Consider the following 23,498-nt stretch of genomic DNA (forward strand, 5'->3'; position numbering starts at 1 on the left):
CGGGCACACTTCAATATTGACGGGTGGGCACACAAGGCCGACAAGTGGCATCGACCTCAGTTAATGTCCCTTCTGAACTGACTTCTTATCGTTATTGGCTTCAGCTGCTTGAGCGACAGGGATCCCGTCGGCCCGCTGAAAAGGCAGGCCAACCGAATTAGGTCAAAGCAAATTGGCGCGGAGAATATCACGTCAGGGCGAACCCGCGCGTCTGTTCCCGACTTGAAAGTCTTTTTCCGCTCAGGGACTTATCGGCCATCGGGCACCAAACATGATGGCGATCAGGCATCGGCCTGCAAACTTTTTTGCGCGATGCGCTTCGCAACTTGATAAATCAGTGCCAACCGCTCGTTGTTCATACAGAAAATTACCTGCTACGTTGTACGATGACTGACGAAATGAACCAGTCATCCAAACCCAATAACAACAAGGAAACACCATGACCAAGTCGCGCCTCCTCATCGGCCTGTTCTGCGCCTTTAGCGCCTGCGCCATCGCCGCCCCTGCCCCGGCGGAAAGAGAAGTTGCCCAAGCAGTCGATCACCTGACCCAGGCGATGCTGCACAAAGACATCGCCGAGCTGAACGCTCTGACCGCGCCGAATCTGACCTACGGCCACTCCAGCGGCAAGATTCAGGACAAGCAGGAATTCATCGCCGACATCGAAACCGGCCGCAGCGCATTCAAGACCCTGGAGATGCAAAAGCAGACCATCACGATGTCCGGCGATACCGCATTAGTGCGCCACCACTTCTCCGCACAGGCGTTGAAGGGGACCGAGGTGATTCCGACCGAGATCGAGAATTTCCAGATCTGGCAGAAACAGGGTGGGAAATGGTTGTTGGTTGGGCGGCAGGCGTTCAGGTTTTGATTAAGGGACCATTGGCCTGATTCAATCCTGTCAGAGCTGGCCTATTCGCGAGCAGGCTCGCTCCCACAAAGGACTCGACACTGGCGAACCTTGTGGGAGCGAGCCCGCTCGCGAAAGCGCTGGCTCAGGCAATAGAAAACCCGCAAGCCTACCCCAACATCACAACCGAAACCGATCCACCGACTGCGCCAACTGCCCCGCCAGATTCGACAATTCATCGGTAGTCGTCGCGGTCTGCCCGATCACCCGGCTATTGCCCTCGCTCATTCCCGCAATCATCTCCACCTGATGGGCGATTTCGTTACTGGCCATACTCTGTTCGCCAATCGTGCGGGTGATGTCGTTGACCAGTTGCGTGGTGTTCAGCGTGGCGTCGAGGATCTCGCGAATCGCCCGCTCGACTTCCGCCGTCACCGCCATGCCTTTGTCGACCTGCGCCACGCCGGCCTCCATGCTGCTGACCGCCTCGCGCGTGCTGTTCTGGATGCGTGCGACCATTGCGGCGATTTCCTGGGTCGAGGCGCTGGTGCGTGCGGCCAGACTGCGCACTTCATCGGCGACCACGGCAAAACCACGACCCTGCTCACCTGCCCGCGCCGCCTCGATCGCGGCGTTGAGGGCCAGCAGGTTGGTCTGGTCGGCGATGCTCTTGATGACCTGAATGATGTTGAAGATTGCCTCGGATTCCTGATCCAGCGTGCGGATGACCTGCGCCGACTGCTGTGCCGAGCGGGCGATGTCGTCCATGTCGCTGACCACTTGGTGGATCACCCCGCCCCCCTCCTTGGCCAGGTTTTCGGCCTGATTGGCCATGCTCAGGGCACGTTCGGCGTGGCGGGTGATCTCTTCGATGCTCGCGGTCATCTGACTGGCGGCGGCCGCCATGGTCCCAGCGGCAACGCTTTGCTGCTGGCTGCTGTCGGCGACCTGATGGCAGCCTTGGCTGAGCTGCTCGCTCATGCCACTGACGCCGTGAGCGTTGCGCCGCACCACGTCGATCATGTTGCGCAGATCACGCTGCATGGTCGCCAATGTACGGATCAACACGCTGGCTTCGTCCTTGCCGGCGGGCTCGACAATCGGTTCGCTGAGATTGCCATGGGCAATGCTTTCGGCGATGCGGCTGGCGGATTTGAGCGGCCCCATGATACTCAGGATGACCCAGCGCCCCTGAATCAGCAGCAGCAACAGACTGACGACCAGCACCACTGCCAGCGCAAGATTAGCGTGACGGATGGCCGCTTCGGTGCCTTCGCTGGTGTGCAGGGTGTTGTTTTCGATCAGTTCGCTGAGCGCGCCCATCTGCTCTTCGAGCTGAGTAAAGGCGCTATTGAAAGTACCAAGCTGCTGCTGGGCGGCATCCGGCTTGTCCAGCGCCACGCCGACAATCTGCTCGGCGGATTTGATGTAGGTGTCGAGGCTCGGCTTGATCTGCTCCAGCGCCGTGCGCAGCTGCGGGTTGATCGGCAGCTTCAGGTTGTCATCCAGCACTTCACGAAAATGCCCGGCGTGCTCGGTGAGCGAATCGCGCACCTCGGTCGCGGTGGCGGTGCTTTTGCCCAGGCCGACCAGCATCGCCGAATAGACATCGGCGCGCAGGGCGTCGTGCATCATGTCGGCTTCCATGTGATTGCGCAGCGCGCTCATGCTCACCGTGTTATCGGCGACCGCCGTGGCCATCCGCAAGTTGCCGACGTAACTGACCAGGCTCACGATCAGCGCCGTCAGCAGGCTGGTCGCAATCAGCAACACCAAACGCAGTTTGATCGACACCGTGGAATCTCCCGTGGGCACGCTGGATTGCGCTTGTCGGATTTCAGTTAAGCCTATGTGCAGGGAACTGCCGACACAGAGCGTATCGGCTGATGTCAGCGGCGACTTGAATCCGGCAAAACTTTTCAAACGCGAACCCGGTCACACATTGCAGCGCCGCTGGATAACGCCTTCATCGCCGGTTAACCCTGGCCGGCTATCAATCCAGCGCTTCGAACATTCATGCAGCTGAAGGAAACGCTTATGAAACGCGCACTGTGGTTTGGTCTGCTCGGCACGTTGGCAATCGGCACCGCGCAGGCGGCAACGGAGAAAGTCGCGATCAACCTGGTCAGCGCCGACGGTGCGCCGCAGGCGATCGGTTCGGTGACTGTCAGTGAGACGCCTTATGGCCTGCTTTTCACCCCCGACCTGAAATCTTTGCCAGCGGGTATTCACGGTTTCCATGTCCATGAAAACGGCAGCTGCGAAGCGGGCACCAAGGATGGCGTCAAGGGCGCAGCACTGGCCGCTGGCGGACACTTCGACCCGGCGAAAACCGGCAAGCACCTTGGCCCTTATGCTGACGGGCATCTGGGTGATTTGCCGGCGGTGTATGTGACGGCTGATGGTGTCGCCAACTACCCGGTGCTGGCGCCGCGCCTGAAGAAAATTTCCGAGATCAAGGGGCACGCTCTGATGATTCACGCCGGCGGCGACAACCATTCCGACATGCCCAAGCCTCTGGGCGGTGGCGGTGATCGCATGGCTTGCGGGGTGATCTGATCCCTCAGCGCGGCGCTCGACGCCAGCGCGTCAACACCAGCAAGGACAGCCCGGCGCCGAACAGCGCCAGGGCCATGTCCTTCTGCGAATCCCACGGATCATTCTGCGCGCCGACGAAGGCCTGGCCAGTGTCGTCGCCCAGGTAAGCGCCGCCGACCCATTCGATCAATTCGTACAACGCCGACGTCGCCAGCACTACATTCAGGGTCAACAGCGCCAGCCACGCGCCGCGCAACGGCGTCAGGCGCAGCAGCACTTCGCGAATCGGCCAGACCAGCAGCAATCCATAGCTCAGGTGCACCAGCCGGTCATAGTGATTGCGTTCCAGACCCAGCACCTTGTTTACGCTGACGCCGGTCAGCAGTGTGCCCCACTGATCGTACGGCACCCGCGAATAGGTGTAATGCGCGCCGACTTCATGAATGCACAGGAAGGCGAAGAGCATCCCCAGCGACAGCGTCGACAGGCGAAAACGCCGATGCGCCAGCAGCAGGGCTAACACCAGCGCCAACGCCAAGACATTTTCCAATAGCCAGTCGACGCGGCTGCGCGGGAACAGGCCGAGCGCGATGGTCAGGCAGACAAATCCAGCGAGCAAAAGCGCTTCGATTCGCGTATCTGCCGGTTGGGCAATGTTGTCGCTGACTCTGACGAGCATGGTTCGCTTCTCGGCAATGCAGGCATGCGGTAGACACTCTGCCTTTTTGCCCGGTTCCTCGCCGCTTCGTTTTCAGCGCTAACGGAACTCCGGCGCGCCGTTCACCTCTGACGTTATGTAGTCCCTTCCCTTTTTGCTTAGCGCCTGTGGAGGAACACGTCATGCGCAAGTTAGTCCTGATTTCTTCTTTAATGCTTTGCCTGCCGGTCGGTTCGGCGCTGGCCCGCGTTGACGCGGGTGACGTCGCCACCTCCGCAGGTGTTTCCGCGTCGCTGTACTCGACCTTCAAGGACGACAAAATGGTGATTCCGGCCCGTGACGACGTGTCTGCGTTCGTTGCAAGCGGCGGGGCCATTCGTGGGGTTTATCTTGAGTCGGTACTGCAACAGGTGCGCCAGGCCAACCCTGGCTTGAACGCCAGCGATGAAGACCTGGCCAACGCCATTCTGGTGCAATACGAAGGCGTGCATCAGTAGGCACGAGGGAAGCAGCGGCCGATGGACGGCCGCTGAGTGCGCATAGGCAAATCCGTCCGACGGCCTCTATGATGGAGGCCATGACGACGACCCTGCCCTTGCGCTCACCCTGCCCACCCGGCGCCTGCATCTGCGGGCGCGATCCGTTGCTGGAAACGCCTGGCGCGGATTTGCGCATCCTGCGCCTGACTCGTGCCGAGGAAAAAATTCTCCTGGCGCGCCTGGAACAACTCAAAGACCTCGACGACCTCAAACGCCTGCAACAGCGCATGTACGAGCAGTTGGGCATCCGCGTCGATGTCGCCCCAGGCTTCAACGAAGTGCGCACCATGCGCGGCATTGCCATTCAGATCGACGAGCTGCCGGGCCTGTGTCGCAAGACACGCGCAGCGATCCCGGCGGCGATTCGCAAGGGCCTGGAAAACCACCCGCAAATCGCCTTTGAACTGCTCAACGCCCATGACTTGCTGCGCGACACCTGATCACTTTTTCATGCCGACGCGTTTGCGCATCTCGGCGCTGATGGTCTGACGGGTCTTCTTCATGTCCGCCCAAGGCTCATCGCCGACTTCGGTCAGACGCTCGTGAACGTTGTAGATGTTCCAGTGATTACCGCCCTTGATTTCAGCGACTTCCTCTCGGTAGAGCGGCACCGACACCGGCATACCTTCCCGTGCCCGTGCGGCGTAGGCGCAAATAGTGGTGGCGCCAAGGCCGTTGCGCAGGTAATCGATGAAGATCCGACCGACGCGGTTTTTCGGCCCGGACACCGCTGAAATACGATCCGGCAGCAACTTGGCCATGTGGCTGACGATGGCGTGGCTGAAGTCCTTCACTTCATCCCAGCCGTGCTTGCGCGTCAATGGCACCACCAAGTGAATGCCTTTGCCGCCGCTGGTTTTCAGGAAGGCTTTCAGACCCAACTCATCGAGCACGGTCAGGGTCAGCGCGGTGGCTTCAACCATGCTTTTCCATGGCAGCGCCGGATCCGGGTCGAGGTCGAGGACGAAGCGATCTGGCTTGTCCAGATCCACCGTCGTGGCGTTCCAGGTGTGCAGCTCCACCGTGCTCATCTGCACCGCGCCGACCAGCGCTTCGGGGTTATTGATCATCATCACTGGCTGTCCGGTGACGTCCTTGTCCAGTGCGGTGATGCCGGGAATGGCCAGGCGATCGGCGTTCTTCTGGAAGAACAATTCGCCGGCGATGCCGTCGGGAGCACGTACCAGTGCGACGGGGCGATCCTTGAGTTGCGGCAGGATGTATTCGGCGACACTAGCGTAATACTGCGCCAGTTGCATTTTGGTCGTGCCGCTGACGGCGTCGATCACTCGATCCGGGTGGGTGATGCGCACCTTGCCGCCGGCCAGTCCTGATTGCGACGGTGCGGTTTCGGCTTTGCTGGCGGCGTTTTTCTTCGCCGGTTGCTTGGCGGCGGTTTTGGTTTTTTCGGTCTTTTCAGACTTGTCGGACTTGGCAGCTTTCACAGGCTTCGCTCGCTCCTCTGTAATGTCCTTGGCCGGTTTGTCATCGCGCAAACCATGGAACACGGCGTGACGCACCGAGCCATCCTTGGTCATCTCGGCGAATGCCACTTCGGCCAGCAGTTTGGGTTTGAGCCAGTGCACGCCCTTGGCGTCGAAACCGCTGGGCGGATTGACCACCGCCGCGCTCTTGGTCAGTAACGGCTTGAGTTGGGCGAGGATGCTTTTCAATGTGGTTTCGTTGAACCCGGTGCCGACCTTGCCGGCATAACGCAACTCGCCGCTGTCACGGTCGTGCAGGCCCAGCAGCAACGCGCCGAAAGCACTGCGCGCGCCTTTCGGATCGGTGTAGCCGACAATGACGAACTCCTGGCGATGCTTGCACTTGAGCTTGATCCAGTCACCGCTGCGCCGCGACACATAAGGCGAGCCGAGCCGCTTGCCGATCAGGCCTTCCATCTGCATCTGGCAGGCGCTGTTGAGCAGCGCGTCCGGGGTTTCTTCGAAGGCTTCGGAGAAACGCAGCGTTGAGGATTCTTTCTGCGCACCGAGGATGGTGCTCAGCGCGGCGCGACGCTCTTCGACCGGTACGTCGCGCAGGTCAACGCCGTTGAGATACGGAACGTCGAACAGGTAATAGACGATATTGCCGCTGCGCCCGGCATCGAAGGCATTCTGCAACGCCTGAAAATCCGGCACGCCTTGCTCATTGGCCACCACCATCTCGCCATCGAGCCACGCCGATTCCAGCCCCAACGCCGCCAGTGCCTTGGCCTGCTGCGGCAGTTTGTGCGTCCAGTCGTGGCCATTGCGGGTGAACAGCTGCACTTCATCGTGATCGATCCGCGCCATGATCCGGTAGCCGTCGAACTTGATCTCGTAGCTCCACTGCCCTTCGGGTGCGCTGTCGACCAGCGTCGCCAGTTCCGGCTTGATCAGCGCCGGCAGCTTGGCCTTGCGCGCGCCGGTGAGCTGCCCGGACGCTTGCTTGCGCGGCTTGGCCGGGGCCTTTTTTATCGGTTTGGCTTTATCGGCGGCAGTCGCCGATTTGCCGACAATCGTGCGCTCGCTGAGCACGCTGTCGGGCTCGGCGACCAGCACGTCGAAATCATCCTGCGGGCGCGCGGCGTTGTCCTGATGCTTGATCAGGAACCATTGTTCTTTCTTGCCCGGCATGTGCGTGCGCACCAGATTCCACACGCCGCCGAGCTTCTCGCCCTGCAACTCGAACTTCAGCCGGCCCTTGGCGTAGGCCTTGTGCGGATCCTCCAGCGGAATCCACACGCCGCGATCCCAGACGATCACATCACCGGCGCCGTAATGCCCCTCGGGAATGCTGCCTTCAAACGTCGCGTAATCGAGCGGATGATCCTCGACATGGATCGCCAAGCGCTTGACCGAAGGATCCAGCGACGGCCCCTTCGGCACAGCCCAACTCTTGAGGGCACCGTCAAGTTCGAGGCGAAAGTCGTAATGCAGGTGCGAAGCGTCGTGCTTCTGGATGCAGAACTGCAAGGCATGATCCTTGGCCGACCTACGGCCCGAGCGCTTGACTGCGGCCGGTTCCGACGTCGCGGAAAAATCACGCATGCGGTTGTAATCGTCGAGGTTCCTGTTCATGAGCGCACCGATGGCAGACGGGTTCTGTTATGCAGAAGAGCGACACGGCGGGGGAAAAATTCAATCGAGGTAAAAAAGCCCCGGACGGATGGAGCGGCCGGGGCTTGTAACGACACATCCAGTAATTGGCTGGGCTGGCTAAACAGAGTGCAGACGCTAAGGTTTTTTCAAGTTCTTGAAAGGGAGGCAATGGAATGCCTGCTGCTGCAAAAGCCTGTCGTCTGAGAATGGGCCGACACTCTGAAACCGGAAGAATTTATTTACTGACCGTTGTGGTTAACCGACGTGAACGTGTTTTTACCAATTGGCACGACGGGAGGCTGGTGGTCAACGAGCTGAGACGTTGCAGTGAAGCCGGGTTAGCCACCTCTCTGGCTTGGGTCGTAATGCCAGACCATCTGCATTGGCTAGTGGAGCTTGATCACGGCTCGCTTGCGGATCTTATGTGTCGCGTTAAGTCCCGAAGTTGCCAGGCTTACAATCGAAGACATGGTCGCCAGGGACAATTATGGCAGCGAGGTTATTACGACCGCGCGTTGAGGCGGGATGAGGATCTTAGAGCCGCTGCGCTTCATGTAGTCAAGAATCCTGTAAGAGCCGGTCTGATGGCGCGCCTTGGGGACTACCCTTTGTGGGATGCCATTTGGCTCTGAAGATCATAAGATCGCAGCCTTCGGCAGCTCCTACAGTTGCACCGTATTTCAAAGGTAGGAGCTGCCGAAGGCTGCGATCTTTTTATTTTCGAAACGCCGCACTCTGCGCAGACAGGAACACCATGCGAGCTGTTCTGGTTGCGCCCTGAGGATTTTCCTTTCTGACGCTGAAGATCAAAAGATCGCAGCCTTCGGCAGCTCCTACAGTTGCACCGTATTTCAAATGTAGGAGCTGCCGAAGGCTGCGATCTTTTGACGTTGCGTCAGGCTTGTCCTTTCGCCTGCTGTTCCAGATGAACTTGCAGATCCGGATCGATCTGTAAAGCTGCGGCCAGCTCATCGAGATAGCTGCGTTCGGCGTCCTGTTGGTCGTCCACCAGCATGACGCTGGCCAGGTACATTTCGGCGGCTACGGCAGGATCGCCGTCAGCGGATTGCGCCACTTCGCGGGGATCCAGTGGCTTGGCGACTTCGCCATCAAGCCATTGTTGCAACTGCGGATCGGCGGTGTGTTTGCCGATTTCGCTGCTGATCAGGTGCTTTTCTGCGTCGTCGATGCGGCCGTCAGCCTTGGCGGCGGCGATCAACGCGCGCAGCACCGCGTGGCTGTGGGTTTCGATTTGCGGGCCGGCGAGCAGGTCGGCGGTTTGTGGCATATCTTGCGGCGCATTGCTGGCCTGGCTGCGTTGCCAGGCCTGGTACGCCTGGTAGGCCATCATCCCCAGCGATGCGAGCGCCGCGTAATTGGTCCCGCCGGTACGGCTTCGGCTACCGCCACCAAGTGCGCTTCCCAGGCCACCACCGCCGAGCAGGCCACCGAGTAAACCACCCAAGCCGCCGAGGCCACCCGAAGCAGCCGCCCCACCCGCTCCGGTCTGACTGCCGCCGCCCAACAGGCCACCGAGCAATCCGCCCAGACCGTCACCGGTCGAAGCCCCGCGTTGTTGTCCCGCCGAGGCCTGGCCTCGCAGCAGTTGTTCAAGCAAATCGCTGGTGTTCATGACGTTATCCTCCGAGGCCCCGGCCTGATTGCGTCTGGCAACGATAGACCGACGCAGCCATAGCGCCAGCACCGTTGGGCTGACGCCGGGTAACCGATGAAATCGCACCCGAGAAATTTTCCGCGAGCCAGCTAAGATTCATGGGTGGTGAACCTTATCCCGGCGAAACCGGTCGATAGCTGCAACCCGACCCGGTTTGCCGACGCCCTTTCTGATAATGGGCGATACCCGGCTTGCTTCACTTTCTGGAGAACGCCCCCGTGATATCCACCGTACACATCGCCAGGCTCAAAGCATGGGGCGCCCATGGTTTTACCGCGACTGGCGTGGTCACCGCCTTTCTTGCCACCCTCGCCCTGCTGGAAAACCAGCCGATCCATTGCCTGATGTGGCTGGGCGTGGCGCTGATCGTCGACGGCCTCGATGGCGCACTGGCGCGCAAGGTAAACGTGCAATCGGTGCTGCCGAGTTTCGACGGTTCGATCCTCGATCTGGTCATCGATTACCTGACGTATGTATTCATCCCGGCGCTGTTTATCTACCGCTACATTCCCCTGCCTGATTACACCCTGTTGCTGACGGTGTCGGTGATCCTGGTGTCGTCGCTGTTCTGTTTCTGCAACGTCAACATGAAGAGCAAGGACAACTATTTTGTCGGCTTCCCGGCGGCCTGGAACGTGGTTGCGTTGTGTTTGTACATCATTGGTCCGGGACCGTGGATTACCTTCCTCACCGTAATCGCGCTGGCATTGCTGACGGTGACGCGGATGAAGTTCCTGCACCCGTTCCGCGTGCGTCGTTTCATGCCAATCAATATCGCGGTGACGGCGATCTGGCTGTTGTGCAGCCTGTCGCTGGTGCTCAATCACCCAGTGATCAATCCGCTGGTGATGGGTTTGTGGTTGCTGATGTCGGCTTATTTCCTCGGGATCTGCATCTGGCGCACGGCGCTGGAGTGGTTTGATCGCGGCCATTTGAAATAAGCACATTCCCCTGTGGGAGCGAGCCTGCTCGCGAATGCGGTGGTTCCATCAACATCAAGGTTGACTGGCACACCGCTTTCGCGAGCAGGCTCGCTCCCACAGAGATATTCATCAATCAGGAGATCCGATGTGGACTAGCGCTTGGTAATCACCACCTCCAGATATTCACTCGGCACCACCAGCGACGCCTCCCCCGCGCGATTCGAGCGATTGAGCAACTCGGTCAGATCATCCTCCAGCGCCTGCCCGGCCTCCGCCGACAACACCGCAAATGCCTTGTGCACCGGCCCGTACCAGTGGCGAAAGATGTCAATGAAATGCGCCGCCGAGCGGTAGCGGAAATTGAAGTGGTTGCGGGATACCCGAACAAGAAAATCGCGATCATCGAACTGCTTGTGCAGCCACGCATCCGAGCCCCAGTTCGACGGTGGCTGAGCAACCGCTGGCGGCGGCAGGTGCTGGCCGAGAATCTTGAACATCTGCCCGACGAAGCCCTCCGGCGTCCAGTTGGCCATTCCGATCCGCCCGCCGCGACGACAGACCCGCCCCAGTTCAGCAGCGGCGGTGACCTGATCAGGCGCGAACATCACCCCAAACGTGGACAGCACGGCGTCGTAACTTTCATCGGGAAACGGTAGCGCCTCGGCATCGGCCACCTGAAAAATCACCTCCAGATGTTCGGCCCGGGCGCGATCCTGACCACGCTCCAGCAGTGCCGCCACGTAATCGGTCGAGGTCACCACACAACCGCGCCGCGCCGCTGCCAGGGTCGCGTTGCCGTTACCGGCGGCGACATCCAGCACTTCTTCATCGCAGCGCAGATCGCAGGCCTCGGCGAGGCTTTCTCCAACGATTTGCAAAGTGGTGCCGATCACGGCGTAGTCGCCACTGGCCCAAGCGACTTTCTGACGTTCCTTCAGGGCAGTGAGATCAATCGGGGTACTCATCACAGCGAGCTCCGTGGCAGATTCATACGCAGGTCATTCAGCAGTGGTCGGATCGATCACCCGCACCACTCGCGCTACGCTGTTGGCCGGGAAACCGCCGAGCCTGGCGTGCTCGCGCACCTGTTCTTCATCGGGAGCGATATACACACAATAGATTTTGTCGGCAGTCACATAGCTCTGCAGCCACTGCACTTGCGGCCCCAGATCCCTTAGTGCCTGACAGGAAGTCTGCGAAACGGCTTTGAGTTCGTCCTCTGACAGCTTCCCTGCGCCTGGAATCTCGCGTTCAATCACGAATTTGGGCATGGCAACCTCACTGTTCTTTTTATAAGTGTTGGCGACGTTGCGAGATTGATAACGACCTCGCCCGCTCACTATCGCGCCAGCACCGGCCGCCGTCCTTGCCAATCGTCCGTCAGCCCTATAAATACGGCACTTTGCCGATGAGCGGTGAAGATCTGTCAAGCTCATGAAACACGGTACGTCGCGAAGCGAGCATGGGATGCATGTCGTGGGAAGAAATCAGGGAAAAAGCCCAATGGCTCAAGATCGGCGACCCATGAGCCATTGTTGTGTTGATCAGGCGGCCGGTGCCTTGGCCTCCTCCAGCAACTGCTTGATCATCTGCTCCTGCTCTGCATAACGACCTTCGCCGAAGTGGCTGTAACGCACCTGGCCCTTGGCGTCGATCAGGTAATGCGCCGGCCAGTATTGATTGCTGAAGTTGCGCCAGATCGCGTAGTCGTTGTCGATCGCTACCGGGTAGGTGATACCGAGTTTTTTCACCTGATCCTTGACGTTGTCGATGATGCGCTCGTAGCCGTACTCGGGGGTGTGCACGCCGATCACGACCAGGCCGTCCTTCTCGTATTTCTGCGCCCAGTCTTTGACGTACGGCAGGGTGTGCTGGCAGTTGATGCAGTCGTAGGTCCAGAAGTCCACCAGGACCACTTTGCCGCGCAGGGATTCGGCACTGAGCTGCGGTGAATTGAGCCACTGCACAGCGCCCGACAGCGAAGGCATCGCGCCCCGGGCCTCGTCCATCATTGAATCGGCGCGGACCTTGCTGACGAAGTAGTCGACCACTTTCGGCACGTTTTCCAGAACGTTTTTCTCGACGCTGGCCACGCCCTCGGAAGAGGTATTGGCGAGCAGGGTTTTGTCGGCGCCCGTCGAGATCACCGCGACCGTAGCAAGTACCGCAACCCCGGCACCGCGACGCAACCAGCCGCTGAACGGGATCGACGGTTTCAGCCGATTGACCAGACCGCGTCCGGCGAAGATCAACGTGCCCAGCGACAAGGCACTGCCGACGCCGTAAGCCAGCAGCAACAGGCTGGTCTGCGCATTGGCGCCTTGCAACATCGCGCCGGTCAGAATCACCCCAAGGATCGGCCCGGCACACGGCGCCCACAACAGGCCGGTGGCGACACCGAGCATGATCGAGCCCATCGGTCCTGCACGTTTACGCGTGTCCTGATCGAGACGATTGCCGAGCGCGACAAACGGCCTGGTCAGCCAGTCACCGACGCGGGCCGAGATCAGCGACAGGGCGAACAGCGCCATGACCAGCAAGGCAACGTGGCGGCCGGTGTTGCTGGCCTGAATCACCCACTCGCTGCTGACCACCGCGAGGCTGGAGATCAGCGCAAAGGTCAGCGCCATGCCGGCGAGAGTCAGGAAGATCGAGGAACGGGTACGGTTGGCGCCAGCGAACAGAAACGGCACCACCGGCAGGATGCACGGACTGAGAACGGTCAGCAGACCGCCGAGAAATGCGATGAGGTACATAAGGGGTCACCTTGGAATGGGGGCTGGGCACACAACCGGGCAGCGAGGGAAACGCCCCCTCGCTAGCTCGCTTTATTTACGCCGTGGCTCATGCAGTCTGGCCGTCGAGCAACTGCCCTTGAGGCGTACGACTGGCACCGTTTTCCGCGACCAGTTGGCCTTGCGGTGTACGGCTGGAACCATCAGCGGCGACCATCTGGCCTTGCGGCGTGCGGCTCGATCCGTCAGCGGCAACCATCTGCCCCTGCGGCGTGCGGCTGGAACCATCAGCGGCGACCATCTGCCCCTGCGGCGTGCGGCTGGAGCCGTCAGCGGCGATCAAGGCATCGCTGCCCTCCTTCGCCACGGTGGTCAGCTGGAAGCAGGTGCTGCTGGCGCAACTGCTCTGCTCCACAGCACTGTTGGCGTGGGCGGCGGCACCGGTGAAGGCGAAGGCTGCTGCGGTCAGAAAGCGCGAGACGTTGTTCATGGCAAAACTCCTTGCAGAAAAAGTAGGGATGACTCAGTTCTGGTTGTTGCAGCCGTCAGCGAATTTGCTGTAATCCAGCTCGCGGGTTTTGCCGGCGGAATCGAGGTAGGTCATGCGCGCCTCGGTGATGCCGCAGGTCACCGAGGTGTCTTCGGTCATCGACAGCACTTTCTGGATATCCAGATGGGTGCCGTAGGTGTAGGTTTGCCGGCTGACGTCAGCTTCGGCGTGGGCCGACAGGGTGCAGATGTTCAGCGCGGCGAACAGGCAGGCGGCGAATACGGATTTGTTGTTCATGGTGTAGTCCTCAAGGCTTCAGTGGGTTTGAGCCGAGGCGGTCTGTGTGTGCCTCGATGGAGCCTATTTGAGGCCTTCGAGGTATCGCGTCTGTGTCAGGAAAGGACGAGAATCACTCGTTGTGTATCCCTGCAGTGTGTAGATACAGAGCGATACAAAACCCCGAAAAAATCGTGATTTTGCGTCGGCGTGTATCCGCCGTCGGGGCAGATACACTGCAATACAAAGGCAGGCAGGCGTGCGTTCCACGGCGCTATAGACTGCACGGCATTCCCCTTTTGACAGAGGCTTGAACCGATGGAACATGTCGATCACATTCTCATCGTCGACGACGATCGCGAGATCCGTGAACTGGTAGGCAACTACCTGAAGAAGAACGGCCTGCGCACGACAGTGGTCGCCGATGGCCGGCAGATGCGCAGCTTCCTTGATGCCAACACCGTCGACCTGATCGTGCTCGACATCATGATGCCCGGCGACGATGGCCTGCAGCTGTGCCGCGAATTGCGCGTGGGCAAACACAAGGCGACGCCGGTGCTGATGCTCACCGCGCGCAACGATGAGACCGACCGCATCATCGGCCTGGAAATGGGCGCCGACGATTACCTGACCAAACCGTTCGCCGCCCGCGAACTGCTGGCGCGGATCAACGCCGTATTGCGCCGCACGCGCATGCTGCCGCCGAATCTGGTGGTCACCGAAGCCGGACGCCTGCTGGCGTTCGGTCGTTGGCAACTGGACACCTCGGCCCGCCACCTGCTCGACAGCGACGGCACCATGGTTGCCCTCAGCGGCGCCGAATACCGCCTGCTGCGGGTGTTCCTCGACCATCCGCAACGGGTGCTCAGCCGCGATCAACTGCTCAACCTGACCCAGGGCCGCGAGGCCGATCTGTTCGATCGCTCCATTGATTTGCTGGTGAGCCGCTTGCGTCAACGTCTGCTCGACGATGCCCGCGAACCGGCCTACATCAAGACTGTGCGCAGTGAAGGTTATGTGTTTTCGCTGCCGGTCGAACTGCTTGGGGCGTCGGCATGAAACTCAAGCTGCAATGGCCGCGTACCCTCGCCTCGCGCCTGTCGCTGATATTCCTGATCGGGCTGATTCTGGCGCAGGGCCTGTCGTTCGGCGCGCAGTATTACGAGCGTTACCAGAGCGCGAAAAGCACCATGCTCGGCAACCTCGAAACCGACGTCTCGACGTCGATGGCGATCCTCGATCGCCTGCCCGCCGCCGAACGCGAGGCTTGGCTGCCGCGTCTGGCCCGGCGCAATTACGGCTACCTGCTCAACGAGGGCGAACCGGGCATGCCGGTGACCTCGGCTGAAAAGTCCGTCGCGATCGCTTCGATCACTGCGGCCATCGGTGACACTTATCCAATCGTGTTTACCGAAGTTCCCGGCGGTCCGAGACAACATTTCCAGGGCCACCTGCGCCTGAGCGACGGCAGCCCGGTGACCATCGATATCCGTCCGGCGATGGTGCCGTTGTCACCGTGGTTGCCGGTGGTGCTGTTGGGCCAACTGGCGTTGCTGATCCTCTGCACCTGGCTCGCCGTGCGCATTGCCATCCGTCCCCTCACCCGCCTCGCCAACGCGGTGGAAACCCTCGACCCCAACGCTCACCCGATCAAGCTCGACGAGCAAGGGCCGACCGAAGTTGTCCACGCGGCACGGGCGTTCAACGCCATGCAGACGCGCATCGCCGCCTACCTGAAAGAACGCATGCAACTGCTCGCGGCGATTTCCCACGACCTGCAAACGCCGATCACCCGGATGAAATTGCGCGCAGAGTTCATGGACGACTCCGTCGAGAAAGACAAACTGAGCAGCGATCTGGGCGAGATCGAGCATCTGGTGCGCGAAGGCGTGGCCTACGCCCGCAGCGTTCACGGCGCCACCGAAGAAAGCCGGCGTACTGATCTCGACTCGTTCCTCGACAGCCTGGTCTTCGACTATCAGGACATGGGCAAGGACGTGCAGCTCGGCGGCAAAAGCAAAGCGGTAATCGAAACCCGTCCGCAGGCCCTGCGCCGGGTGCTGGTGAACCTGACCGACAACGCCCTGAAATTCGCCGGCGCCGCGCAATTGCAGGTCGAAGCGCAGGGCAACAGCCTGTCGGTGAAAGTCCTCGATCGCGGCCCGGGCATCGCCGAGGCCGAACTGGCGCAGGTACTGGAACCGTTCTACCGCGTGGAAAACTCGCGCAATCGTGACACCGGCGGCACCGGGCTCGGGCTGGCGATCGCCCAGCAACTGGCGATGGCGCTCGGTGGCTCGCTGCTGTTGAGCAATCGTGAAGGTGGCGGGTTGTGCGCTGAGCTGAAGTTGCCGCTGCCCGGCTGATAGCCACCGTTTAAATTTCCCTCCTGCCCCCTGCTGTTGCCATCCAAACAGCAGGCATCTGCCTACAACCTCGTCGGAATCTCCCGACTGTTACGCCCAGGCAAAGGCCCCTATGGTTATGCATGTCCAGACGCCCCGCTACTGTCAGACCTGACAGTAGCGGGGCATCAGCCTTGTGCTGTCTGATGACGGCTCGCGAACCGTAACGAGGATCAGCCATGACTCTGCTCGAATCCGTCACACACGTGTGTCGCCGGTTGGCCCCCGGCGGCTGGCATTCGCTGATGTTGGCCCATGGCCTTGATCTGCTTGCGGAGCCACTGGCAGCCGAACTTGTGCGGCCGATGAAGATTGACCGCAACCTGAGCGGATTCGAAGATTTCGCCCCTGACGGAACGCGCGCAATCGAAGCAGCGGTGCCCTCGCGCAGTCTGCTTTATCACGCACTGGCGTCACCGCGAGTGACCGTCGATGAAACCGGAACAGATCTGCTGCTGTTTCCGACGCCGGGCGAAATCGAAACCGTGCTGAACTATGTCTACAGCATCGCCCCGCCCACTCTCGATCAACTGCGGCTGACCGCCGCAGGCGCACCTTTGGCGGTGGTCGCTTTTGCCAGTGAATATCGCTGCGCCGCCGACACCGTGCACGGCCGACACGCCGACCTGTGCTTTTCGCGCACCGGCATTGCCCGCGTCGGCACCGCGCCCGCCCGATATGACGCCAGACAGCGATGCTTTTTGCCATTTGTCGACGACGACGTGCATAGCATTCGGGTCATGCCGGTGCGCTACAGCGCCTACATTGCCATGCAGTTGCGCGGCGATGCGCAGCGCTTCGGCCCCATGGACTTTCAGGCTGAAGTCGATCCAGAGCTGGACTTCTGGGTGCCGCTGCACAAACTGTTCGATGGGGACCAGTGTCTGGCGGGCATGGAATTGTCGGTAACGCTGGAAAACCATCAGATCAACGAGAAGTTGCGGCATATCCATTTACGTCACAGCGGCACTGGCTGGGAGGAACCGCAAATCAGCCAGGCACCCTTTGTCGTGACCGAAAATCTGGCCGACTGGGCGCCAGCCGATGAATTGGGCGCGGGTCTGTTGGTCCCACAGTCGAAAGCGCGACTGGTCGAACCCGCCCAGATCGACGGCCGACCGCTGACTTTTCTAATGCCAGCCAACACCGCTGGCATGGTGCATGGTCGGCACAAGGTCAACGCAGATGGCAGCATCGAAAACCTGAACGACCGTGCAGATGTCGAAGCACTGGTTCGACAAGGTGGTTATGAAGCTCTGCATTATCAGGACGCAACCGCCGACGGCTGGGTCCGGCCAGATTGCCCGGCACTCAACGACCTTCTGCCGACGGTGGCCGCTTATTCGATTATCGGTCCTCCGGATTTTTACCCATTGTGCAGCCAGCGCAAACTGTTGCACTGGGTCCGCGAAGAGCCGCTTTTGCCTGACTCCGACGTCTGGCACGCCCGCCTCGAAGCACTTTCGAACGTGCGGTACTGCGCCAACCTGAATCTCGAGGATCAATTGTTCTCGCATACGGACCGAGGGGTGACGGCGATTGTCGCCTCGGCTGAACCGCGCCCGCGCGATCTGTCACAAATCCCGCCCGTACCAAGTCCACGACCCTCCTCGCTGCCTGACGGCGCTGCCGGAGTTTTCGGCCCGGGCTGGGAGGTAGGATGGGTTCGGCAGAAAACCCCGGATGCGCAATGGATCAACGTGTTGGCCGGCTATCAGATGGCAAGCCCGTTTCCCGAGGACGCAAAAATATGCGCGGCGCTGGGCTCCTTTTGGCCGGGGGTGGCACCGGACTCGGCGCGAGTCTTCGAACCACGCTCAAGCCTGCACACCATCATTCCGTTGACCGACAAGGAAATCGGCCAGGGCGGCGCCATTGCCTGGGACGACCAGCGCGGCCCGCAACTGATCGTTGAAGACAATCGCCTGTTTGCCCAGTACCACGCCTACGTCCACGCCGATTACACACAGGTCGCCCTGCAAGGCCGGTTTTCTCTGCGCCTGACCGGCCACACCTCGCAAACGGCGTATGAAAGACGCGTCGTCTCGATGTACAGGGTTTACCGCGCGCTTGGTGCTGACAGGGACAATGCCCGGCGCAATGCCTGGCCACTGCTGTCGTTTCTGGAGGTGCAGCGACCAGACAACGAACTCGACAACGCACAGCAGCAAGCCGGCGTTGCCCTTGAGGGGTGGGTGCAGCGTTTTTCGATGTACAAGCGCGGAGCCGTCAGCATTGCCGATGATGATTTCAAGTTGCGTCACGTCGAGGTCGAGCGTCAGGTCCTGCTGTTTGTCAGCACTGATCTCATCCTGATGAAACAGGATGCAGGCCCCTGGCAGGTCGCGGTTGAAACACTTTGATGTCGTAGTGATCGGCGCAGGACCTGCGGGCTGTGCGAGCGCCATCAGCTGTGCCCGCCGTGGACTGCGCGTGGCTTTGCTCGAGCGTCAGGCGTTTCCCCGCTTCCGTCCCGGCGAAAGCCTGCACCCGGGTATCGAACCGTTGTTGCGACAACTGGGCGTCGCCGATCTGCTCTGTGTCTCGTCAACCCTGCGCTTTGAGGGTCAATGGGTGCACTGGAACGGTCCGCGGCGCTTCAACGCTTTCGGCGCGGACGTAACTGGCCCGTGGCGCGGCTTCCAGATCAGCCGCGTGCTACTGGACGCCGCGTTATTACAGCAAGCCGCTTCAGCGGGTGTAGAGATATACCAGCCGTGTCGGGCGCACAGCGCTCTCACGGTCGGGCAACAGGTAATCGGCGTAGAAGCCGACGTCGGTTGCCTTTACACCTCGTACGTGATCGATGCCAGTGGTGCAGCCGGCTGGCTTGGACGCCAATTGCACCTGACAGAGCAAATCGATTCTCCTGTGTTAGTGGCCCGCTGTGGATATTTGCACGGTCAGCCGGCCCGCTACGCGAGCAATCCGCACCTGCTGGCCACGACGGATGGCTGGACATGGGTCGCCCGGATTGGGCCGCAATTGACCCATTGGACACACCTTGCGTTTGAAACCGACGCACTACAGACCGTCAGGCAGTCCAGACAAATGCTGCCCGAAGACCTCCAGGCATTACCGCAATCGGGGACGATACGCGGAGCCGAGGTAAGCTGGCGCATCAGCGCGACCGTTGCCGGTGACGGCTACCTTCTCGTAGGTGATGCTGCATGCCGACTCGATCCGGCTTCGTCGCACGGTGTGCTCAAGGCGTTGATGAGCGGCATGCAGGCCGCCCAAGCTATCCATGACAGCCTGTACCGACCATTACTGCGAACTGCCGCGCAAGCGCAGTATCAACAATGGCTGCGCTGTTGGTATGAGCACGACCTGACACAGCTGCGCAGTTTTTATCGTCAGCACCCGTTCCCGCCCCGATGGCTGGGCACTGATTGAGCAAAAGAAGACTAGACTCATTCATTACCCAGTCGAGGGGGCCGCAGGACGTCTGCTGTGCCCTGCCCCAATCCGTGACCACCGCCCGGTGGCGCCTGCCTCGACATTCAACGCCGCCGGACGGTGATCCTGTTTCAGGAGCACACGTGATGAATGAGGCGAAGCTCAACGAATTCATGGGCAAACTGGTCAACGACATGGGTGGCGCGGCGATGCTGGCCAATGTCATTGTCGGCGAAGAACTCGGCCTGTACCGGGCAATGGCCGACAGCCAACCGATCAGCCCCGAAGCCCTCGCAGCAAAAACCACCTGCAATCCGCGCCTGGTACGCGAATGGCTCAGCGCCCATGCCGCATCCGGCTACATGGAACACTCTGACGGTCAGTTTCGTTTGCCCGAAGAGCAGGCACTGGCGCTGGCCGTGGAAGATTCGCCGGTGTACGTCGCTGGCGGTCTCGGCGTGGTGGCGTCGTTTTTCCATGACAAGGACAAACTGGTCAAGGCCATGCGCGGCAATGGCGCCTTGTCGTGGGGCGATCACCACCCGTGCATGTTCAGCGGCACCGAACGCTTCTTCCGCCCCGGCTACAAAGGTCACCTGATTGCCGAATGGCTTCCGGCCCTGGACGGCGTGGTGGCGAAGCTGGAACGCGGCGCCAAAGTTGCCGACATCGGCTGCGGCCACGGCGCCTCGACGGTGATCATGGCCCAGGCGTTTCCCAAATCGCAGTTTGTCGGCTTCGACTTCCATGCGCCGTCAGTCACCGTCGCCACGCAACGCGCCGAAGAAGGTGGCGTGGGCAATCGCGCCAGATTTTTCGAGGGCACGGCGAAAAACTATCCCGGCGGCGACTACGACCTGATCTGCTTTTTCGACTGCCTGCACGACATGGGCGACCCGGTCGGCGCCGCCCGCCACGCTTATGAGTCGCTGAAAGACGATGGCACGGTGTTGCTGGTGGAACCGTTCGCCAACGACAAACTGGACGACAATCTCAACGCCGTCGGGCGCCTGTTCTACGCCGCGTCGACGTTTATCTGCACGCCCAATTCGCTGTCCCAGGAAGTCGGCCTCGGGCTCGGTGCGCAGGCCGGTGAAATGCGCCTGCGCAAAGTCTTTGTCGAGGCCGGGTTCAAGCAGTTCCGCCGCGCCACGCAGACGCCGTTCAACCTGATTCTGGAGGCGCGCAAGTAACCCGTGCGGATCGCGTGCTAACCTGCCAGCACTGCCCATTCTGGAGTGCTGAGCATGCTCGATAGTCCGATCCGCGAACATCTCGATACGCTGTTGCAGGCCATGGCCGACGATAAATTCCTGATATTGACCGGCGCCGGCATCAGCACGCCATCGGGCATTCCGGACTATCGCGACAGTGACGGCGTGCGTCGCGGGCGGCAGCCGATGATGTACCAGGAATTTCTCGCCGCCCCGGAATCGCGCCGGCGCTACTGGGCGCGGGCCATGCTCGGCTGGCCGCGCGTGCGTCAGGCCCGGCCGAACGCCGCTCATGAGGCGCTGGCAACGTTGCAGCGGCGTGGCCGGATCAACGCTTTGATCACGCAGAACGTCGACACCTTGCACGATCAGGCCGGCAGCCACGATGTGATCGAACTGCATGGCAGCCTGCACCGAGTGCTGTGCCTGGATTGCGGGCAACGCAGCGAGCGCGATGCGATCCAGCAGCAGATGGAGGCACAGAATCCCTACCTGAGTGGTGTTGATGCGGTGCAGGCGCCGGATGGCGATACCTTGCTCGACCCGGCATTTGAAGCGCGCTTTCAGGTACCGCAGTGCCCGCATTGCGCGGGTGAGCGGATGAAACCGGATGTGGTGTTTTTCGGCGAGAACGTGGCGCAGCCGACGGCAGCGCGGGCGCTGGCCGCTGCCGAGAATGCGGCGGGTTTGCTGGTGGTGGGATCGTCGTTGATGGCGTATTCGGCGTTTCGCTTGTGTCGGGTGATTGCCGAGCGTGGCAAGCCGTTGATGGCGATCAATCTGGGCAAGACCCGGGCGGATGATCTGCTCGATTTGAAGATTGAAGGGTCGTGTGAGGAGCTTTTGCCTTGGTTGGTGGAGGAGCTGGGGCGGTGAGTTTTCGAGTATTGCGCTCGACTTGAGATTTGCCCCTCACCCTGGCCCTCTCCCGAGGGAGAGGGAACTGACCGAAGTGTTCTGGCTTAGTGCGCCCGATCCAGCCCCGCCAGCAATGCGCTGTCGTGGCTGTAGATGTCCGGCGCATAACGCACATGGCCGCTGCTGTCGACTTGCGCCGTCCAGTAGGTCATCAGGATCGGCACCGGCGCCGACAGGCGAAATTCATGGGTGGTGCCGGTTGCCAGCAAAGTCTCGGTGCGAGCTTTTTCCGCCGGGGACAGCAGCAGATCGCGCAGTTGCAGCGGGTGCTCAACGCGCACACAACCGGAACTGAACGCCCGTGGGCCTTTGTCGAACAGCGCCTTGCTTGGCGTGTCGTGCAGGTACACCGAGAACGGGTTGGGGAAACGGATGACCATTTGCCCCAGCGGATTGCGCGGGCCGGCGTCCTGACGCAGGAGGATGTTGCCGGGGTTGTCCCAGTCGATGTCCGCCGCTGCCAAAGGCTGGCCGTTGGCATCGAGCACTTGCAGGTTCTGGCGGCTGAGGAAAGTCTGGTCCTTGCGGATTTCCGGCAGCTTGTCTTCTTTCCAGATGGTCGGCGGTACGGTCCAGGTCGGATTCAGCGTCAGCCGGGTGACGCGGGATTTGAGCAGCGGCGTCTGGCGTTCGGCGCGGCCAACTTGGGTGCGGGTCTGCCACACCGGTTGGCCGCCCTGATACAGCGTCAGCTCAGCGGCGGCCACGTTGACCACCAGCCCGCTGGGCTCCATGTCCTGGGCCATCCAGCGGAAACGTTCGAGATTGACCCGCAACTGATCGCGGCGGGTCAGCGGGCTGATGTTCAGCTCGGCAATGGTGCCCGGCCCGACCACGCCGTCAGCCTGCAACGAATGGCTGGCCTGAAAGTGCTTCACCGCTTCCACCAACACGTCATCGTAGGCGTTGTCCGGCGGCACCAGTGCGTGTGGCAGATAGCCTTCGCTATACAGACGACGGGCCAGTTCCGGCACGCGCGGGTCTTCCATCGCCGGACGCAGCAGCGGGCCGTTGCCCACCGGCTGCCATTGCGGCAAGGCTTGCAAGCGTTGCGCGGCATACAGCTGACGCAGGCTTTGATATTGCGGCAGATGCGGACGCGCCAGGTCGAACGCCGTAGCAATATCGTTCATGCCCGGCACAGCAATGCTGAGCAATTGCGCCTGACGGTCGGTCGGCGGGCCGTCGACACGCCACAGCGGTTCGAAATGCGATTGCAACAGACGGCCGTAATGCAGATCCTGCAAGGCCTGCAAATAGTTGCGGCTGATGTCGATGTCGGCGCACAGCTCGCCATCCTGCGGCGGTGTCGTCGCGACCGCATAGCGATTCGGATTCAACCCATCATCGGCCAACAGCTGCAATTGCGCGCGCAATGCCGGCAAGCGTGCCGACTCACTCGCCCACACCGGCATCCAGTCCTGCTGTTCATAAAACGCCTGCAATTGGCTCAACGCCGGGCCATTGAGACGCGGAGCAATGGCCGGGCACGACTGCGCCAGGCTGATCAAAACCGCCTGCAACGGGCTGCGCGGCTCGACCGGCAATTGCGTTTCAGGCGTCGGCAGGGTTTCGAGCGGGGGCAGCGGCTCATCGGCGCAAGCGACAAACGGCGCAGCGAGCAAACAAATGCTCAAGTAGCATGCGTACTTTTTGAACAACTGCTTTACTCCAATCCATGGCCGTCCAGATGACGGTCAACCTTACATCAGGTGCGCTGAACAGTCAGGCTCGAACCGCGAGCCTGCGGGTATTGACTGGGAGTCAGGAGCCAAAGTGCCGTTTATGTAGCAAG

At 60.9% G+C, this 23,498-nt stretch carries 22 protein-coding genes; 12 read left to right on the top strand and 10 right to left on the bottom strand.

Annotated elements, in window-relative coordinates:
• The first annotated feature begins 439 nt into the window (after positions 1 to 439).
• Positions 440 to 871 (top strand): nuclear transport factor 2 family protein, encoded by a 432-nt coding sequence (locus PS14A_RS14750; RefSeq protein WP_130911035.1) that lies wholly within the window; start codon positions 440 to 442, stop codon positions 869 to 871.
• 159 nt (positions 872 to 1,030) lie between these two features.
• Here the strand turns inward: PS14A_RS14750 and PS14A_RS14755 are convergent, their stop codons facing one another.
• Entirely contained in the window at positions 1,031 to 2,644 is a 1,614-nt protein-coding gene (locus PS14A_RS14755) for a methyl-accepting chemotaxis protein (protein WP_212616593.1), read from the bottom strand.
• A 243-nt stretch (positions 2,645 to 2,887) separates the two neighbouring features.
• Between PS14A_RS14755 and sodC the strand changes: the two genes are divergently transcribed.
• The gene (gene sodC, locus PS14A_RS14760) at positions 2,888 to 3,409 is read left to right on the top strand and encodes a superoxide dismutase family protein (RefSeq protein ID WP_016775149.1); all 522 of its coding nucleotides are present in this window, start codon (positions 2,888 to 2,890) and stop codon (positions 3,407 to 3,409) included.
• A gap of 4 nt (positions 3,410 to 3,413) precedes the next feature.
• Here the strand turns inward: sodC and PS14A_RS14765 are convergent, their stop codons facing one another.
• On the bottom strand, positions 3,414 to 4,067 hold the full coding sequence (locus PS14A_RS14765) for a DUF2238 domain-containing protein (protein ID WP_212616594.1): 654 nt from the start codon (positions 4,065 to 4,067) through the stop codon (positions 3,414 to 3,416).
• 161 nt (positions 4,068 to 4,228) lie between these two features.
• Here PS14A_RS14765 and PS14A_RS14770 point away from each other — a divergent pair, with 161 nt between their 5' ends.
• A complete protein-coding gene (locus tag PS14A_RS14770) occupies positions 4,229 to 4,543 on the top strand; it encodes a DUF2388 domain-containing protein (protein WP_039762352.1) in 315 nt (104 codons plus the stop codon).
• Positions 4,544 to 4,623: 80 nt separating this feature from the next.
• Positions 4,624 to 5,025, top strand: a complete 402-nt coding sequence (locus PS14A_RS14775) for a hypothetical protein (RefSeq protein ID WP_178083677.1) — start codon at positions 4,624 to 4,626, stop codon at positions 5,023 to 5,025.
• Here PS14A_RS14775 and ligD read toward each other — a convergent pair whose 3' ends face one another.
• A complete protein-coding gene (gene ligD / locus PS14A_RS14780) occupies positions 5,026 to 7,647 on the bottom strand; it encodes a DNA ligase D (RefSeq protein WP_212616595.1) in 2,622 nt (873 codons plus the stop codon).
• 194 nt (positions 7,648 to 7,841) lie between these two features.
• On the opposite strand from ligD, the gene PS14A_RS14785 reads away from it, so the two are divergent.
• Positions 7,842 to 8,300: a transposase gene (locus PS14A_RS14785; RefSeq protein ID WP_137214880.1), complete on the top strand. Its 459-nt coding sequence runs from the start codon at positions 7,842 to 7,844 to the stop codon at positions 8,298 to 8,300.
• A gap of 263 nt (positions 8,301 to 8,563) precedes the next feature.
• On the opposite strand, the gene PS14A_RS14790 is transcribed toward PS14A_RS14785, so the two are convergent.
• The gene (locus PS14A_RS14790) at positions 8,564 to 9,301 is read right to left on the bottom strand and encodes a tellurite resistance TerB family protein (protein ID WP_137214879.1); all 738 of its coding nucleotides are present in this window, start codon (positions 9,299 to 9,301) and stop codon (positions 8,564 to 8,566) included.
• A gap of 260 nt (positions 9,302 to 9,561) precedes the next feature.
• Here PS14A_RS14790 and pcsA point away from each other — a divergent pair, with 260 nt between their 5' ends.
• Positions 9,562 to 10,284 carry a phosphatidylcholine synthase gene (gene pcsA, locus PS14A_RS14795; RefSeq protein ID WP_130911042.1) on the top strand — a complete coding sequence of 241 codons (723 nt, stop codon included), beginning with the start codon at positions 9,562 to 9,564 and terminating at the stop codon, positions 10,282 to 10,284.
• 134 nt (positions 10,285 to 10,418) lie between these two features.
• Here the strand turns inward: pcsA and PS14A_RS14800 are convergent, their stop codons facing one another.
• From PS14A_RS14800 to PS14A_RS14820, 5 genes are all read right to left on the bottom strand, one after another.
• Complete coding sequence (locus tag PS14A_RS14800) at positions 10,419 to 11,231, bottom strand: class I SAM-dependent methyltransferase (protein WP_212616596.1); 813 nt, start codon at positions 11,229 to 11,231, stop codon at positions 10,419 to 10,421.
• Positions 11,232 to 11,264: 33 nt separating this feature from the next.
• Positions 11,265 to 11,537, bottom strand: a complete 273-nt coding sequence (locus tag PS14A_RS14805; protein ID WP_137214877.1) for a DUF4242 domain-containing protein — start codon at positions 11,535 to 11,537, stop codon at positions 11,265 to 11,267.
• 273 nt (positions 11,538 to 11,810) lie between these two features.
• A complete protein-coding gene (locus tag PS14A_RS14810; protein WP_212616597.1) occupies positions 11,811 to 13,022 on the bottom strand; it encodes a cytochrome c biogenesis protein DipZ in 1,212 nt (403 codons plus the stop codon).
• Between the two features lie 88 nt (positions 13,023 to 13,110).
• Complete coding sequence (locus tag PS14A_RS14815) at positions 13,111 to 13,491, bottom strand: hypothetical protein (protein ID WP_110600975.1); 381 nt, start codon at positions 13,489 to 13,491, stop codon at positions 13,111 to 13,113.
• 33 nt (positions 13,492 to 13,524) lie between these two features.
• Entirely contained in the window at positions 13,525 to 13,788 is a 264-nt protein-coding gene (locus PS14A_RS14820; RefSeq protein ID WP_016775158.1) for a DUF2790 domain-containing protein, read from the bottom strand.
• A 297-nt stretch (positions 13,789 to 14,085) separates the two neighbouring features.
• On the opposite strand from PS14A_RS14820, the gene PS14A_RS14825 reads away from it, so the two are divergent.
• From PS14A_RS14825 to PS14A_RS14850, 6 genes are all read left to right on the top strand, one after another.
• Positions 14,086 to 14,826, top strand: a complete 741-nt coding sequence (locus PS14A_RS14825; protein ID WP_039762337.1) for a response regulator — start codon at positions 14,086 to 14,088, stop codon at positions 14,824 to 14,826.
• Positions 14,823 to 16,133, top strand: a complete 1,311-nt coding sequence (locus PS14A_RS14830) for a HAMP domain-containing sensor histidine kinase (RefSeq protein WP_130911046.1) — start codon at positions 14,823 to 14,825, stop codon at positions 16,131 to 16,133. The genes PS14A_RS14825 and PS14A_RS14830 overlap by 4 nt, the downstream gene beginning before the upstream one ends.
• Positions 16,134 to 16,351: 218 nt before the next feature.
• Positions 16,352 to 18,535, top strand: coding sequence for a hypothetical protein (locus PS14A_RS14835; protein ID WP_212616598.1), 2,184 nt, complete (start codon positions 16,352 to 16,354; stop codon positions 18,533 to 18,535).
• Positions 18,498 to 19,568, top strand: coding sequence for an NAD(P)/FAD-dependent oxidoreductase (locus tag PS14A_RS14840; protein ID WP_249121310.1), 1,071 nt, complete (start codon positions 18,498 to 18,500; stop codon positions 19,566 to 19,568). Before PS14A_RS14835 ends, PS14A_RS14840 begins: the two co-directional genes overlap by 38 nt.
• 149 nt (positions 19,569 to 19,717) lie before the next feature.
• Positions 19,718 to 20,764 (top strand): class I SAM-dependent methyltransferase, encoded by a 1,047-nt coding sequence (locus tag PS14A_RS14845; RefSeq protein ID WP_137214871.1) that lies wholly within the window; start codon positions 19,718 to 19,720, stop codon positions 20,762 to 20,764.
• 54 nt (positions 20,765 to 20,818) lie between these two features.
• Positions 20,819 to 21,661 carry an NAD-dependent protein deacetylase gene (locus PS14A_RS14850; RefSeq protein WP_212616600.1) on the top strand — a complete coding sequence of 281 codons (843 nt, stop codon included), beginning with the start codon at positions 20,819 to 20,821 and terminating at the stop codon, positions 21,659 to 21,661.
• 86 nt (positions 21,662 to 21,747) lie between these two features.
• On the opposite strand, the gene PS14A_RS14855 is transcribed toward PS14A_RS14850, so the two are convergent.
• On the bottom strand, positions 21,748 to 23,364 hold the full coding sequence (locus tag PS14A_RS14855; RefSeq protein ID WP_212616601.1) for a L,D-transpeptidase family protein: 1,617 nt from the start codon (positions 23,362 to 23,364) through the stop codon (positions 21,748 to 21,750).
• Positions 23,365 to 23,498 lie beyond the last annotated feature (134 nt).

Source organism: Pseudomonas sp. 14A, assembly GCF_018132745.1.
Lineage (GTDB): Bacteria > Pseudomonadota > Gammaproteobacteria > Pseudomonadales > Pseudomonadaceae > Aquipseudomonas > Aquipseudomonas mercuritolerans.